We start from the raw sequence: 15,357 nt of genomic DNA, 5'->3' as shown, positions 1-15,357 counted from the left end.
CTGATGCTGCCACTTAAAGCGCTGCTGCGCCTCTATCGCAGCCACCCCTGGTTGCTGCTGATGAGTCTGGCCGGGCTGGTATTGGGAGTGTCGCTGGTGGTGGCCATCGAGCTGCTCAATCACAGTGCCCGCACCAATTTTGTCGCCGCCCGCAGCCAGCTGGCAGGGGAAGCCAACTACCGGCTGGCCCCCGCTGGCGGGCTGGATGAGCAGCTTTATGTGCAACTGGTGACCAGCCAGCCCGCCCTCGATGCCATGCCCCAGCTCCATGGCTGGCTCAAGGATGAAGAGGGGCGCAGCTTTCAACTGCTTGGGATGGATCTCTTCAACCCCGGCCCCCTGCGCCAGTTGTTTGGCGCCCGACCCGCGAGCGAACCCGCCTTTTCCCTCAACCGCGCCGACAGCATCTGGCTGGCTACCCCCGAGGCAGAGCGCCTTGGCTGGCAAGCGGGCCAGAGCCGACGCTTTGTGCTGGGCGGCAGCGATGGCGCCAGCGCCCGCCCCCTGACCCTGACGCTGGCAGGCACGTTTGAACCGGGCGCAGTGCCCATGGAGCGACTGCTGATAACCGACATCGGCCTCGCCCAACCGCTGCTGGGCAAAGCGGGTCGGCTCGATCGCATCGTCTTCAAGCTAAGCGACGCCGAGGCTCGCACTCTGCAGGCCTCCCTGCAAACCCGTTACCCGAACCAGCCCTTGTGGCTTGAACCCATCAGCCCGGTGCTCGATGCCAGCCAGCTTGGCGATGCACTGGCCCTCAACCTGACGGCGCTGTCATTGCTCGCCATGGCGGTGGGATTGTTTCTGGTGTTCAACGCCCAGCGATTTGTGCAGAGCGTACGTCGCCCCCAGCTGGCCCAGTTGATCATTCTGGGGATGGGGCCGAGCCGGGTGCTGCGTTGGCTCATCCTGGAGCTGCTTATTCTTGCCACCATCGGCACCCTGCTCGGGGTGCTGCTCGGCAGCCTGTTGGCGCTCGCCCTGATGGGGCAACTGACCCAGGCGCTGGCCGATCTCTATGGGCCCAACCCCATCGATCTGTTGCGCCTTTCCCCTGTGAGCCTGCTCAAGGCACTGTTGATCGGGCTGTTCGGTACGCTGGCCGCCAACCTGCCCGGCTGGTGGCAGCTGCTGCGCCAATCCCCCCTCGAACTGCGAGCGGAAAGCAGCCGCCCCCCCGCTCACCCGTGGCGACGGCGCGTGCTGGCCATCGCCATCTTGCTGCTGTGCGCTCTGTGCCTGTGGTTGCCGCAAACGGGTCTGACCGGCGCCCTGTTTATCGCCGGCGGCTGGCTGCTGGCCATGTCGCTCTGGCTACCCGATGCCCTGCGCGGCCTGCTTGGCTGGCTGCGACGCCGCGCGGGCGGCCCCCTCACCGCTCGGCTCGGGGTGGCCGAGACCCTCTATCACCTCGATCGCACCGCTATCGCGGTAATGGCGTTGCAGCTCGCCATCGCGGCGGCCATCGGCATCGGGGTCATGGTGTCGAGTTTTCGCTCCAGCGTGGAGATCTGGCTCGGCCAGCGTCTGGCCGCCGATCTCTATGTCACCGCCCCCAAGGGGGTGGCGGGCAACAAGGGCACCTTGAGCGACACCACCCTCGAGCCCCTGCTCGCCAACCCGCTGGTGAGGGCCGCCTCACGCCGCTCGGTGTACCCCGCCCGCTGGCAGGGGCAGCCCATCGAGTGGGCGCAAATGGACTTTATCCCCCAGCTTAAAGCGGCCTATCCGCTGCTGGCCGGACGCTGGCCGACCCGTCCCGACGAAGTGCTGGCGAGCGAACCGCTGACGGTGCGCCTCGGGGTCAAGGTGGGCCAGACGTTGGCGATCAGCGGCGAGCAGGGGCCAAGGCAGTTCACCGTCACCGGTGTCTATCAGGATTACGGCAGCGACAAGGGGCAAATTCTGCACGCCTTCGAAGGGGGGGCGGTGCAATCCCTCGCCCTCTTTAGCAACGACCCCGAGCAGCTGGCCGACCGCCTGCGCGAGCGCTATGGCGAGCAGCTCAATCTGCTCTCCGCCCCCGCCATTCACAGCGCGGCGCTCAAGGTGTTTGACCAGACCTTTGTGGTGACCGAGCTATTGAAACTGCTGATCCTCGGCATCGCCTTTGTCGGTATTGGCTCGGCCTTTATGGTGCTGGGACTGGCGCGCCGTGGCGAGTTGCAGACCTTGCAGAGTCTGGGCTTGAGCCCCCGCCACTGCCGCCAGCTGCTGGTGTGGCAAGGGGCGGGATTGGGGCTGCTCACCGCCCTGCTGGCCCTGCCGGTGGGGTATGGCCTCGCCTGGGTGCTGATCGAGGTGGTCAATCCCCGCGCCTTTGGTTGGCGCCTCGCCTTCGAGGCCGCCCCCCTTCATGCGGTCACCGCCCTGTTGCTGGCACCGGTATGTGGCGCATTGGCATCCTGGTATGCGGCAAGGAGAGTGGTATGAAACAGATCAAAGGGTGGCCGCTGGCGCTGGGTATGCTCTGGACGCTCTATAGCGGGGCTATAGCTGCCAGCGATCTGGGCGCCCTGCTCGGCGGCGGCAACGACAGTTTTAAAAAGGTGCAGCCGGGACAAACCATCCAGCTGCCGGAGGATCACGCGGCCCACCCCGATTACCGCTCCGAGTGGTGGTATCTCACCGGCAACCTCAAGGATGAACAGGGGCGCGAATATGGCATGCAGTGGACCCTGTTTAGGCAGGGTATCGAGCAAGAACTCCGCACCAGCAACCCCTGGCTCACCCCCCAGCTCTGGCTGGCCCAGTTTGCCATCACGGATCTCGACCGTGGCAGCCACCAGCAAGATGAACGGGCCAGTCGGCAGGGGCCGGGGCTGGCGGGGGCCAGCGGCGGTCAATATTGGCTCAGGGAGTGGCGGCTTGCCTCGCAAGGGGCGGCGCTCTTCCCCGCCACCCTCAAGGTGCAGAGCAAGATTGGCGAGCTGAACCTCACCGTCACTGCCGCCAAGCCGCTGGTGCTGCAAGGCAAGGCCGGTTATAGCGAGAAGAGCCCGGGCAACGCCTCCTTTTACTACTCCTACCCGCGCCTCACTCTTCGCGGCACCCTGACTCGCGATGGCGAGACCCGCACCGTGACTGGACAAGGGTGGTTTGATCACGAGTGGAGCAGCTCAGTATTGGCCGAGTGGCAATCGGGCTGGGACTGGTTTTCGCTGCAACTGGCCGATGGCCGCGAACTGATGCTGTTTCGCCTGCGCACCAAATCGGGCCGCGCTAATCCCGAAAACCAGCCAGAAAACCGTTACGGTATCTTGATTGAACGCGACGGCAGCAGCCGGGTGCTCGCCCCCGACGCGATTCGCCTTACGCCGGGCAACACCTGGCGCGGCCCCAAGGGGCAGGATTACCCCGTCGAGTGGCAGCTAAAGGCCGCCGGAATGAGCCTCACCATCAAAGCCCGTCAGCCCAATCAGGCCATGACCGGTCGCTTTGACTACTGGGAGGGAGCTGTCTCTGTCTCGGGGGATGCCAAGGGGGTCGGCTATCTGGAGATGACCGGCTACTGAACACCCTCGACAAAGGTGGCCGGTCTGATCGATGACCTAAAAACAAATCGCCCTTATAACAGGGCATAACCGTGATATTGCCCAGCCACTTCTGTCACTTGGCGCCAGTCGTCGAGGATGTCTTATCTGTTTATTTATCAAACACCCTCACCCACTCAACCCGCAGCCAACTTGGCTCAAGTCTGATCCTTGTCAAAAAACCCTTCAAAATCCGAGCGATAACTAACTTTTTACTCACTTTTATTGGTAGGTGTTTGATACCTTGCTCATCTGGCCCTCACAGCCCCAAAAGCAGCCGAGGTAAGCCCATGATTTACCCATTTTCAATCTGGTTAAAAGCAGTACTCGGGGAGCTGTAACCCCGTGCGGTAGCCATCCCGATCGTAGGGTGTCAATAAGCGAAGCGAATTGCATCACCTTATTTTAAAGACATGGTGAATAGACCAATTCTTTATCCTTACGTCTCGGTAAACGTTGGGCTTCGCAAGCTCAGCCCAACCTACCTTTCTGGTATGGGCCGATAGTCCACCGGGTTCTCGCCACCCTGATCGCACTGTTTACTCTGACCATAATACCTTGGTTACTTGGTTTAAAAAAAGATGTGCAATGACCATATCTATAATTACAAATTCAACAACCTTACGCCCATGTAAATTACATTTTAAATAAATGCAATTAAAATAAAGCCAAACTCTTCTTGCATGGAAAAATAGCTACATAAACTATCAGGCTCTTTGCAAAGCAACTTTTAACTTATAAGACAAAATGACAAGGCCTATTCATGAATAAGTTACCGAGAATTTTCATCGCGTCATCCTCAGAAAACCATGATCTTGCCAGTGCATGTAATCAAAACTTGGATAGATGTGCAGAAGGGACTGTATGGTCAAACGTATTTGAACCTGGTGGAAGCACTCTAGCATCACTCACAAATACAGCTAACAATGTTGATTTTGCATTATTTATTTTCAGCCCTGACGATTTAACAAGAATCCGTGGTGAAAGTAAACTAACAATTAGAGATAACATACTGTTTGAGTTAGGGTTGTTTATTGGTGCTATTGGCCAAGAAAGATGTTTTATCTTGAAGCCTAGAAACATAAAAGATTTACATATTCCAACCGACATTCTCAACTTAAACACTCAGACATATAACAATGAGCGTCTCGATGATCTTGTTTCCGTAGTCAATGCTGCATGTTTCTCATTTCAAACGCAGATGAAAAAACTTGGTTTTTTCAATACAAAGACCAACGATTTTATAAAATCTGAACGACATGAACACAGAGGATATGTACCAAATGATGATAACTTATTTCTCTTCTCCCTTTTACTATCAACAGCTAGTGGTGATTCACCAATGACTAAATTTCAGATAGAAAATGAATATATGCAAAAGATACTGAATCAGAACTCCTCCTCAAAGCAATTATCTTTGAATATTGGTTTAATTAAGCTTGAACAGGCTAACCTAATAGAAAGAAAAATTGACTGTGATTATAATGGGAACGAATACGTTGGTTTCCAAGTTACATCAGATGGAATTGAGTTTGCCATTTCAAATGAACAAAAAATCCACCAAGCCGTAAAATCGTTGACGACAGAAATCCCATTTTAAAAAATGGAATTTTAGGGTAACCGAAAAAGTGGCGGAGTTTTCAATCAGAACTTATTTATTTTGTTGCCCACCGGTCAAAGATTGAATAAACGCCAGGGTACGGCGATTAAACTGCTCCGGCTGCTCCACATTGCAGACATGGCCGCACTGTTCAATGACCGCCAGCGAGGAGCTGGCATCGCGGGCCACCTGTTCGCGTACCGGTGCCAGAAACATATGATCCTCCTCCCCCATCACATAGAGAGTGGGAATGGGCAGGGAGCGTTCGCGAAAATAACGCATCAGCGGGTTGACCTCGGTGGCGAGGCGGAACCAGCGCTTGAACTCTTTCTGGCACAGCTTGCGGGCCTCGCGCACAAAGAGGTTGCGCGACTCCTGATGGTGCTGGCGCGGCATGATGATGAAGGCAAACAGCCGGTAGAGCCACATATAGGGCAGGAAGTGCTGGCCGAGTCGGCCCAGCTGCACCAGCACCCGCGAGCGGATATCGAGCCTCAGGATAGCGCCCCCCAGTACCATGCTTTTCACCCGCTCCGGGCAGAGCTCGGCCAGATGGCGAATAAGGATGGTGCCAAGGGAGATGCCGACAAAGTGGGCGCGGCGGATATCGAGATGATCGAGCAGCCGAACGATATCTTCGGTCACTTCCCGAAAGCTGTAGTGGCCCTTGACCACCTGTTGCAGCTGGTGGGACTGGCCGTGGCCACGCAAGTCCAGCAACAGCACGTTGAAGTGCTCGCGATAGGCGCGCAGCTGCTTGAACCAGATGGAGGAGCTGCCACCGGCGCCGTGGACAAACACCACCCAATCCCGATCGGGACCCAGTTCGAAAGTCTTGTGATACAACATCCAATAGGCTCCCTTGGTGATGGGGGGTATACTCGGCTGCGCGCATATTAACAGAACAGACCCGCCGATAGATATGCGCCTGACATGACCCGGATCACCCCTTGCGCGAGAACTTTTCATGGATTTGACCCGTTTGCGCCACTTTCTGCTGACCCTGCCGGGCGCCACCGAAGATACCCCGTTTGGCCCGGAGATCCTGGTCTACCGCATCGCGGGCAAGATGTTCGCGCTGGTGGATTGGCAGGCCGAGCCGCTCACCATCAACCTCAAGTGCGAGCCCGAGCTGGCGTTGCTGCTGCGCGAGATCCACCCCGAGGTCAAACCGGGCTGGCATATGAACAAGCAACACTGGAACACAGTGACCCTGAACAGCACCTTGCCGGATGATCTGTGGCAGGGCTGGGTGCACCACTCCTATGAGCGGGTTGTCGCGGGTCTGCCTAAAGCCAAACGGCCACAGGCGCCGCGCCCCCTCTCCCCCACTGACGACCCAACCTTATGACCCCAGCACTTAGTCCAGCACTTTGCATTGTCCCCCTTAGCGAGGCACATATCCCCGCCCTCGTGAGCCTGTTTGAGCAGGCGGTGCGACGCTGCGGCCCCGAGCACTACAGCGCCGAGCAGGTGGAGCAGTGGGCCCTCGGTTCACAACATCCGGGCTTTGTCAGCCAGCTGCGTGAACACCACGGCTGGGTAGCGGAGCTGGCAAATGTGCCCCTCGGGTTTGTCACCCTGAGCCCCGATGGCCACCTCAGCCTGCTCTATGTGAGCGCCGACCATCAGCGCCAGGGACTAGGCAATCTGCTGCTCACCACGGCGCTCGCGGGGGCCCGAGGGCTCGGTCTGACACTCATCACCACCGAGGCCAGCGCCTTCAGTTATGAGCTATTTTTACGACATGGCTTTACGTTGACCGGGCTGGAGTGCGTGGAGCGGGGCGGAGTCAGTTTTACTCGCCATCGCCTGCACTGCTGCTTGCCAAGCTAGGGCAAGCCACTAAAATACGCTTAATTTTCGTATTGTTACTGTATTGAGGCAGCAACCATGGTGGTAGAAAGTGAAGGCTATATCTCGCTGATCGAGTATCTGGTGGAGAGTTTGGGATTGTTTGAATCCCAACAGCAGAACGATGGTGAAGAGACCATCGAAGATCTGGTCAGTGGCCGTGTTGCCAGCAACCTGATGGCCATTTGCGAGCAAAACCCCCAGCTCGATCCCAAGGTGCGTTTCGCCATCATGCAGGAGGCCGACGCCGTGGTCGCCGACCTGGAAGAGGTGCTCTCTGCCGTCTGGCTGCGCGCCCCGACCCCGGAACAGAAAACCTTCCTCATCGAGTTTATCGATCTCATCAAGAACCTGTTCGATAGCGCCATCGGCTGATCTGCCGTCCGGCTCTCCCGCCCAACGCAAGATTGCAAAACAGCAGATAAGGAAAAGGGCCGCCTTGGTGGGCAGCCCTGCTTGCTATCATTTTCAACCCGCCAGTGCGTTCATTCATCAGGCGGTTATCAAGGCAAGAAATGTGTCTGGACTTTGCATCCGATCCCTGGACGCTACCTAGTTAGTCCCGACTGGTCGCAATAAGTTCCCTCCTCCGACCATTTATTTTCACTTTTATTAAGAAATCGACTACAAACCTGTTCAGCGGTTCAGGCTGGGCGGCAAACAGACTCCAATGCCACCCAATCCGCAGTAACCATCCGGGTTTTTCTCCAGATATTGCTGATGGTAATCCTCGGCGTAGTAGAAGGGCGCCAGCGGCAAAATGCGGGTGGTGATGGCACGGCTGTCGCCGCTTGCCGCCATCGCCTGCTGATAGGCCGCCATGCTCTGCTGGGCAATGATCTGCTGGCTCTCGTCGCCATAGAAGATCACCGAGCGATACTGGGTGCCAATGTCCCCGCCCTGACGCATCCCCTGCGCCGGATCGTGCTGCTCCCAGAACAGTCTGAGCAGGTCGCCGTAGCTGATCACCGCCGGATCAAACACCACCTGCACCGTCTCGGCATGACCAGTCAGCCCGCTGCACACCTCTTTGTAGGTGGGATTCTGGGTCACGCCGCCCTGATAACCTGCCGCGGTGGAGTAGACGCCCGGCTGCTGCCAGAACAGGCGCTCCACGCCCCAGAAGCAACCCATGCCAAACCAGGCGATCTCCATGTTCTCGGGCCAGGGACCCTGGGTCGGGTTGCCGTTCACCGCATGCTGCTGACCAATCACCATCGCTTCGCGTCGTCCCGGCAGGGCATCTGCCGGTGAAATAATCTGTTCCATGAATTCTGTCCTTGTATAAAACCCTGTGAAATCACACAGCTGACGAAAAGGAGCATCGAAGATAGCAGTTTATCGCGCCGGATCAACCGGCGGGCCCCTCCCCGCTCGCCCCAACGGCCATCTGCACCGTCCGTCACCCTTTCCCGATCCGCACGGCCAAGCCGCCCCTCGTAGACCAGAAACGGCCAAAATCAATATTTAGTCTTGATTTGTGAATTAATTTTCATATATTGAGCCAATCGCTGTTTTTTTATGGAAGAAATATCAAGTGCGTGAACGCGAACCCAGTCTGGTCAATGCCTTCCGGCAATCCACCCCCTATGTCAATGTGCATCGGGGTGCCACCTTTGTGCTGATGATGGGGGGAGAAGCCATCTGCCACCCCAACTTCGCCAATATCGTCAGCGATATCGCCCTGCTGCAGACACTGGGCATACGCCTGGTGCTGGTGTTTGGTTCACGTCCGCAAAACGATGAAGCGCTGGCCCGCGCCGGTATCGAGGCCCAGTATCACAAGCGGATCCGGGTCACCGATGACGAGAGTTTCACCATCATCAAGCAGGTGTGTGGTGGCCTGCAATATGACATCACCGCCCAACTCTCCATGGGGCTCGCCAACACCCCGATGCAGGGGGCGCGGATCAGCGTGGTGAGCGGCAACTTCGTCACCGCCCAGCCGCTGGGGGTGGATGATGGCATCGACTTTTGCCATAGCGGCCGGGTGCGCCGCATCGACGTGGAGGGGATCACCCGCCAGCTTGATCAGAAGAGTCTGGTGCTCATCTCCCCCATCGGCTGCTCGGTCACCGGCGAGAGCTTCAACCTGAGTTCGGAAGAGGTGGCCCGCCGGGTGGCGGTCGATCTCAAAGCGGACAAGCTTATCTGCTTCAGCAGCACCCAGGGGGTGATGGACAGACACGGCGAGGCCATCTCCGAGCTCTTCCCCGAGCAGGCCGAAGAGCTGCTGGTGGAGCTGGAGCAGGCGGGCGAAGAGATGTCCGGCACTGCCCGCTATCTGCGCGCAGCGATCGCCTCCTGCCGTGGCGGGGTGCCCCGCTCCCATCTGGTAAGCTATCAGGATGATGGCGCCATGCTGCAGGAGCTGTTCAGTCGCGACGGCCTCGGCACCCAGATAGTGCGGGAAAGTGCCGAGCAGGCCCGCGCCGCCACCATCGAAGATATCGGTGGCATTCTGGATCTTATTCGCCCGCTGGAGGAGGAAGGGATTCTGGTGCGCCGCTCCCGCGAGCAGCTGGAGATGGAGATCGACAAGTTCACCATCATCGAGCGCGATGGTCTCATCATCGGCTGCGCGGCCCTCTACTGCTTTATGGAAGAGGCGATGGCGGAGATGGCCTGCGTCGCCATCCACCCCGACTATCGCAACTCCAACCGGGGGGATCAGCTGGTGGCCAAGGTGGCCGAGCGGGCCAAGCGGCTCGGCATTCGCCGCCTGTTCGTGCTCACCACCCGCTCCATCCACTGGTTCCGGGAGCGGGGCTTCGATCCGCTGGAAGTGGAAGATCTGCCGGTGGCGCGCCAGCGTCTCTACAACTGGCAGCGCCGTTCCAAGGTTTTGTCAAAGACCATTGCCTAAGTCATTGATTCTGTGTTGAGTTAGCCGACAATTTGAACTTTTTCACAAACTCGATTGACAGTGCAATCCAACGCAGGTTATTTCTAAATGCACTCCACCGCCCTGGTGGAGCCAGAAGAGGAGCGCTGCCCAGGCAGCCCAAGGGAGGACGCCAGCGTCCGGTGAACTTGGGTCAGGGGGAGCAGCGCCGAGACGAGTGAGGAGACTGGTAACCTCAACGTCGGCTGCGGGGGCTGAATCCCCCGGGTTGTCATCGGTAGTGATCATCCCCCACCGCGCCCTGTAAGGGGCGGTACGGGATGGGCTCTGCAGGTGGAGTGCTTCTGGCCGGGATAGCTTCGTTCATTCCTGCCATTTTCAGCCTCCTCCTCTCTTTTTTGCCCGATGGAACCGGAATCTTAAAATAAGACAGGAGTAAGCAATGAGCCCGATCAATGTCGCCAAGTTTGGCGGAACCAGTGTCGCCAACTTCCCGGCCATGAATCACTGCGCCGACATCGTGCTGGCCAATCCCGCCACCCGGGTGGTGGTACTGAGCGCCAGTGCCGGTGTCACCAACCTGCTGGTCGCTCTGGCACAAGGGGAGCTGGACGAGGCGGGCCGCGACGAGCAGCTGGCCAAACTGGCCGGGATCCAGCAGGCCATTCTGGCCGATCTCGGCAACCCTGTTGATGTGAGCGCCCTCATTCATGGCCAGCTGGACGAGATCCGCCTCATGGCCCAGCAAGCCCACCAGCATACCGATGCGGAGCTGGCCGATCGCCTCATCGCCTGCGGCGAGCTGATGTCTACCCGCCTCTTTACCGAGCTGCTGCGCCAGCGCGGCGTCAAGGCCCACTGGCAGGATGTGCGCCAGCTGATGCGCACCGACAGCCGCTTTGGCAAGGCCACCGTCGATCTGGCCACCACCCGCACTCTCTGCCAGCAGACGCTGGGCCCGCAGCTTGGCGACAGCCTTATCATCACCCAGGGCTTTATCGGTGCCGATGGCGATGGCCGCACCACCACGCTGGGGCGCGGCGGCTCTGACTACAGCGCAGCCCTGCTCGCCGAAGCGCTCGATGCCGCCAGTATCGAGATCTGGACCGATGTGCCCGGCATCTACACTACAGATCCGCGCCTCGTCACCCGCGCCCGCCCCATTCCCGAAATCAGCTTTGTCGAAGCAGCCGAGATGGCCACTTTCGGCGCCAAGGTGCTGCACCCCGCCACATTGCAACCGGCGGTGCGCCAGAATATTCCGGTGTTTGTCGGCTCCGCCAAGGACCCCGCCGCCGGTGGTACCTGGATCCGCGCCAGCACAGATTCAAGCCCGCTGTTTCGCGCCGTCGCCCTGCGCCGCCAGCAGGTGCTGGTGACCCTGCACAGCCTCAACATGTTCCACGCCTACGGCTTCCTGGCCGAAGTGTTCGGCATTCTGGCCCGTCACCGCATCTCGGTCGATCTCATCACTACCTCGGAAGTGAGCGTGTCGCTGACCCTGGATCACACCGGCAGCCAGAGCAACGGCGAACCGATCCTGAGCGACAAGGTACTGACCGAGCTGGGCCAGCTCTGCAAAGTGGAGGTGGAAACCGGTCTGGCACTGGTGGCGCTCATCGGCAACCGGATGAGCGAAGTGAACGGGGTGGGCAGTCAGGTCTTTGACGCCCTGCGCGAGCACAACATCCGGATGATCTGCTACGGCGCCAGCGCCCACAACCTCTGCTTTCTGGTCAAGGAGAGCGAGGCGGGCAATATCGTCAACCGCCTCCATCAGGAGCTGCTGGACTGATCCTCACCCGAGGCAATTCCGGCCATGCAACAGGGCGCCTGCAAGGCGCCCTGTTCATTTGTATTTCGCAGATGTGTTGGCTCAGGCAAGGCTGGTGGCTGGCAACTGACAGGCGACGGCTTCGCGGCGCAGCTGCTGCAAGCGGGCCAGCAGCCCGGTCTGGCCGAGCTCCGTCTCCTGAGGCGAGAGATTGTCCACCAGCAGCGGATAGTGATCCGTCACCGCCTGCATCAACCAGTCGAGGCGACGCAGGGTGAGCGGGCAGCAGCTCTGGCCGCTCAGATCATCGGCCACATCGAGCCGGTGGCTGCGATACATGTCCCGCCACCAGTTGGCGACCAGCGCGTCGTCGCTCGCCAGCGCGGCGCTCCACTCCCCTTGCAGGGCGTGCAGGCGGGCCAGCACGGGCGCGCTGGCCCCTTCACGGATCAGGTGATGGATCTCCCGTTTCACCCATTTCAGGCAGAGTTCACGCCAGTAGCGAAATTGCGGCAGAGGATCGGCCTCATCGAGCCAGAGTCCGGAGAGGGTACGGGTCTCCAGTCGCTCCGGCACATGGAACTGCGGGTCGACCAGACCATTGGAGTTGTATTCAAAGCGGGGATCGAAGGTCCACATATAGCCAAAGTCGAACACGCAGATCTGCTCGCCGTCATCGAGCAGGTTGCCCGGGCTCGGGTCCCAGTCAAACCAGCCCCAGCGGGCCAGCTCCCCCTGCACCTCCAGTATCTGGGCCAGATTGCGCTCGTTGAGCTGATGGACCGGCACGCCCCGCAACCAGGGGGAAACCAGCACACCGGCGCGCGCCGAGCCAAAGCTGGTGCAGACCACGTGGGAGAGGACAGTAGGATGCAGCTCGCGCAGCGCCTCGATTTCGCGCCGCCGCTCCAGCTCGGTCAGAAAGGCGGTCTTGCCATCGAGGTTGGCCACCAGTGAATCCTGACGGCGCCGCTTGAGGCACCAGTGATGCCCCTCCACCTTGAGGTGAAACACCTCGGCGGTGAGACCGTGGCGATAGACCTTGACCACAGCCGGATGGCTATCCTTCAGCTTGACCAGTTGGGCCAGCGGCAGCGGACAGTCGCGCTCGCGTCCGATCCGGATCTCTTCCTTGCTCTCCAGCATGCGCAGCAATCTGGCCTGACGTGCCATCACTTTGGGATTCATACATGTACCTCCAGTCGCTATCGAGAGACTAAACAGCAGATCCCTCCCAAGCCAGTGGCAAAACCCCATGATGACGCTTTCATCACATATTCCGAACAACCCCTCGATCGGGATCACAATTTGCAAGGTTGAGCTGTAACCAAATATTCATTAAGTGGTCATTAAATTGACAAGCTGAAACAAGGCCCGCACCATCGGGTCAAACTCTATGCGGATGAACGATCTCTCCCTCACTCGCTCAAAGGATGAGCTTATATGAATCGCCCCTCCTCAGGCTGCCCCCGCGTCCTGAGTCTGCCCTCTCTGCTGCTTGCCCTGCTGGGCGGATTGCTGCTGCTGACCCTGTTGTTGCCGCTGATCAATCCCGGCAGCTGGCTGGGCCGCGCCCAGCCGCTGGTGCTGGGCCCCGCCGACAATCCACTGGCCACCCTCACCCGCCACGCCCTGCTCTATAAAAGCGACAGCCGCGGCCTCTATCTGGTGGTGCGGAGCCAATGGCAGTTGCGAGGGCCGCTGCAAGCGGGGGACAAGGTGCGGGTGGAGCTGCTCAACGACAAGGGGGAGCGGATCGACCAGCTCAGTCAAGCGGTGGATAAGCGTCAGGTGTGCCGCAATAACCGCTGTACTCTGGATCTCAACAGCACCCTGCGCGCCCCGGACGATGCGCTGGCCAGCCGTTATCAGCTGCGCATCGGTCTGCTGCTCAAAGATCGCCCCGAGAGCGGCGACTTCAGCCAGATCCTGCAAACCCTGCCGGAGCAGGGCTTCAACCTCACCTATCTGGTGGTGAGCCTGACGCTGGTGCTGGCCCTGAGCGCCGCCGTGCTCAAAACGGTGCTGCCAAAGCTGCGCCGCAGCCTGCGCTGGCGGATCATCGGCAGCCTGCTGCTCGGCAACCTCACCTTCGTGCTGCTGCACGGCTTCGTGGTGTTCAAGCTGGGGGAGTTTCTGCTCTGGTCAGGCTTTCGGCCGGAGCACTACTATCTCGCCTGGGGCAGCATGGTGCTGGGCTGGAGCCTCTGCGCGCTGGCGGGCTTCAACCTCTATATGGGGCTGGTCTTTACCGCGCTTTCGGGCATCGGCCTGCTCGCCAACTTTATGAAGATCGCCATCTACGGCGTGCCGCTCGGCGGGGACGATTTTGGCAACCTGCTGGCGCTGCTGCGGATCCTGCTCGACCAGCACCCCATCCTGCCCATCTTCACCGTGTTGCTGGCACTGTTTCTCTGCTGGCGCTTTGCCCTGTCGCGCTGGGTGTTGCGCACTGCCGCCGCCACCGTCGCCTTCTTTGCCCTGTGCGTCTTTGCCACCCAGACCGGCAACAAGCTGCTGGGGGCCAACATTCGCTACGTGGATCGCGCGGTCAACTACCACAGGGACATCATCCGCTCCGGCCCCGGCCTCTATCTGTTCAATCTGGTGGACGAGATGCTGCAAAGCGGCAGCGTGTTTCGCTACCCCTTGCAGATCAACGAGCTGACCCCGCAGCTAAGCTATCCGCCCCAGGGCATAGCGCCGCGCTGGGATCTGGTGATCGTGCTGCAATATGAGTCGCTCTGGCTCGACTGGAAGGGGCGGATCTGCGCCCCGGCTCCCACCCTCTCCCTACCCGCCAGCGTGCAGCAGTGGCAAAAAACCATCCACTCCCCCACCACCGGCGGCATGACGGTACTGGCGGAGTTCGAGATGAACACCGGCCTGCCGGTGGGCTTGCTCAAGCAGGGGGTGGTGCCCTACTACTACCTCTCGCAGCAGGTGCCGGGGCTGGCCCAGAGCGCCAGACAGAGCGGCTACCAGACCCTGTTCGCTCACCCCTATGTGGAAAAATTCTGGGGCCGCGCCAAGGCGATCCCGGCGCTTGGCTATGAGGAGCGCTGGTTCGATACCCGCTTCACCACCCTTGAGCACAAGGGGCTCTATATCTCCGATGATGCGCTCATCGACCACCTGCTCAAGCGCAGCGAACAGGATGACAAACCGCTGTTTGCCTATGCGGTCACCATGCAGGGGCACGGCCCCTTCGATGGCCCCCGCTATCAGGGGCAGGAGCGCAGCGGCGCCTGCCCGAACCAGAGCGAGAGTGACACCCAGCTGCTCAACACCTATTACACAGGGGTGGTGGATGCCATGGCCTCGCTGGAGCGACTGCTCAAGACCCTAGACCAGTCAGGCAAGCGCTATCTGGTGGTGGCCTTTGGCGATCACCAGCCGTTTTTGATGTCCGCCGGCAAGGGGATTCACGGTGACAAGCCGGCGCGCGATGCCACCTACCAGATCCCCATGATGGCCTTCACCCGCGCAGATGATCCCCTCAATCTGGCGACCCAGTTTGCGCCGGTGCGCCAGCTCTACCAGATGGGTCAGGCCACCCGCCAGCTGCTGGCGGGGGATATCACCCCCATCGAAGAGAAGCCCCTGCTCCATCCGGTGCTGGGCGAGGAGAAAGGGTTCGACCCATCAAGCCTGGTGCCGCAGATCCGCGCCAGCTTCCGGCCCGATGCCCTGCCCTGATCACGCCCCACAAAAACAGACAAGGCCGCATCCGCGGCCTTGTTGTTGGACA

The 15,357-nt window shown here is 59.8% G+C and carries 12 protein-coding genes and 1 riboswitch; of the genes, 9 read left to right on the top strand and 3 right to left on the bottom strand.

What is annotated here, in order from left to right; translation table 11 throughout:
- Positions 1-3 precede the first annotated feature (3 nt).
- From OKC42_RS03090 to OKC42_RS03080, 3 genes are all read left to right on the top strand, one after another.
- Entirely contained in the window at positions 4-2,433 is a 2,430-nt protein-coding gene (locus OKC42_RS03090) for an FtsX-like permease family protein (protein ID WP_270819045.1), read from the top strand.
- Positions 2,430-3,515, top strand: a complete 1,086-nt coding sequence (locus tag OKC42_RS03085) for a lipocalin-like domain-containing protein (protein WP_199428661.1) — start codon at positions 2,430-2,432, stop codon at positions 3,513-3,515. Before OKC42_RS03090 ends, OKC42_RS03085 begins: the two co-directional genes overlap by 4 nt.
- Positions 3,516-4,296: 781 nt before the next feature.
- Entirely contained in the window at positions 4,297-5,133 is an 837-nt protein-coding gene (locus OKC42_RS03080) for a TIR domain-containing protein (protein WP_201941675.1), read from the top strand.
- A gap of 51 nt (positions 5,134-5,184) precedes the next feature.
- Here the strand turns inward: OKC42_RS03080 and OKC42_RS03075 are convergent, their stop codons facing one another.
- Positions 5,185-5,982: an alpha/beta fold hydrolase gene (locus OKC42_RS03075; RefSeq protein WP_201941677.1), complete on the bottom strand. Its 798-nt coding sequence runs from the start codon at positions 5,980-5,982 to the stop codon at positions 5,185-5,187.
- A gap of 118 nt (positions 5,983-6,100) precedes the next feature.
- Between OKC42_RS03075 and OKC42_RS03070 the strand changes: the two genes are divergently transcribed.
- From OKC42_RS03070 to OKC42_RS03060, 3 genes are read left to right on the top strand one after another with little or no spacing between them, the layout of a single operon-like run.
- Positions 6,101-6,484, top strand: coding sequence for an MmcQ/YjbR family DNA-binding protein (locus OKC42_RS03070; RefSeq protein WP_005333730.1), 384 nt, complete (start codon positions 6,101-6,103; stop codon positions 6,482-6,484).
- On the top strand, positions 6,481-6,969 hold the full coding sequence (locus tag OKC42_RS03065) for a GNAT family N-acetyltransferase (protein ID WP_201941679.1): 489 nt from the start codon (positions 6,481-6,483) through the stop codon (positions 6,967-6,969). The genes OKC42_RS03070 and OKC42_RS03065 overlap by 4 nt, the downstream gene beginning before the upstream one ends.
- Positions 6,970-7,026: 57 nt before the next feature.
- Complete coding sequence (locus tag OKC42_RS03060; RefSeq protein ID WP_005333735.1) at positions 7,027-7,362, top strand: DUF3802 family protein; 336 nt, start codon at positions 7,027-7,029, stop codon at positions 7,360-7,362.
- A gap of 261 nt (positions 7,363-7,623) precedes the next feature.
- Here the strand turns inward: OKC42_RS03060 and msrA are convergent, their stop codons facing one another.
- Complete coding sequence (msrA, locus tag OKC42_RS03055) at positions 7,624-8,256, bottom strand: peptide-methionine (S)-S-oxide reductase MsrA (protein WP_005352745.1); 633 nt, start codon at positions 8,254-8,256, stop codon at positions 7,624-7,626.
- A gap of 268 nt (positions 8,257-8,524) precedes the next feature.
- Between msrA and argA the strand changes: the two genes are divergently transcribed.
- Complete coding sequence (gene argA / locus OKC42_RS03050) at positions 8,525-9,853, top strand: amino-acid N-acetyltransferase (RefSeq protein ID WP_042055633.1); 1,329 nt, start codon at positions 8,525-8,527, stop codon at positions 9,851-9,853.
- A gap of 107 nt (positions 9,854-9,960) precedes the next feature.
- Positions 9,961-10,184, top strand: a riboswitch (Lysine riboswitch).
- A gap of 90 nt (positions 10,185-10,274) precedes the next feature.
- Complete coding sequence (gene lysC / locus OKC42_RS03045) at positions 10,275-11,627, top strand: lysine-sensitive aspartokinase 3 (protein ID WP_201941681.1); 1,353 nt, start codon at positions 10,275-10,277, stop codon at positions 11,625-11,627.
- A gap of 81 nt (positions 11,628-11,708) precedes the next feature.
- Here the strand turns inward: lysC and OKC42_RS03040 are convergent, their stop codons facing one another.
- Positions 11,709-12,794, bottom strand: a complete 1,086-nt coding sequence (locus tag OKC42_RS03040; RefSeq protein WP_270819044.1) for a hypothetical protein — start codon at positions 12,792-12,794, stop codon at positions 11,709-11,711.
- A 255-nt stretch (positions 12,795-13,049) separates the two neighbouring features.
- Between OKC42_RS03040 and OKC42_RS03035 the strand changes: the two genes are divergently transcribed.
- Positions 13,050-15,305 (top strand): LTA synthase family protein, encoded by a 2,256-nt coding sequence (locus OKC42_RS03035; RefSeq protein WP_270819043.1) that lies wholly within the window; start codon positions 13,050-13,052, stop codon positions 15,303-15,305.
- Positions 15,306-15,357 lie beyond the last annotated feature (52 nt).

It is taken from the genome of Aeromonas sp. Y311-2, assembly GCF_027706025.1.
Classification (GTDB): Bacteria; Pseudomonadota; Gammaproteobacteria; order Enterobacterales; family Aeromonadaceae; genus Aeromonas; species Aeromonas veronii.
This window is presented reverse-complemented; position numbering and strand designations above follow the sequence as displayed.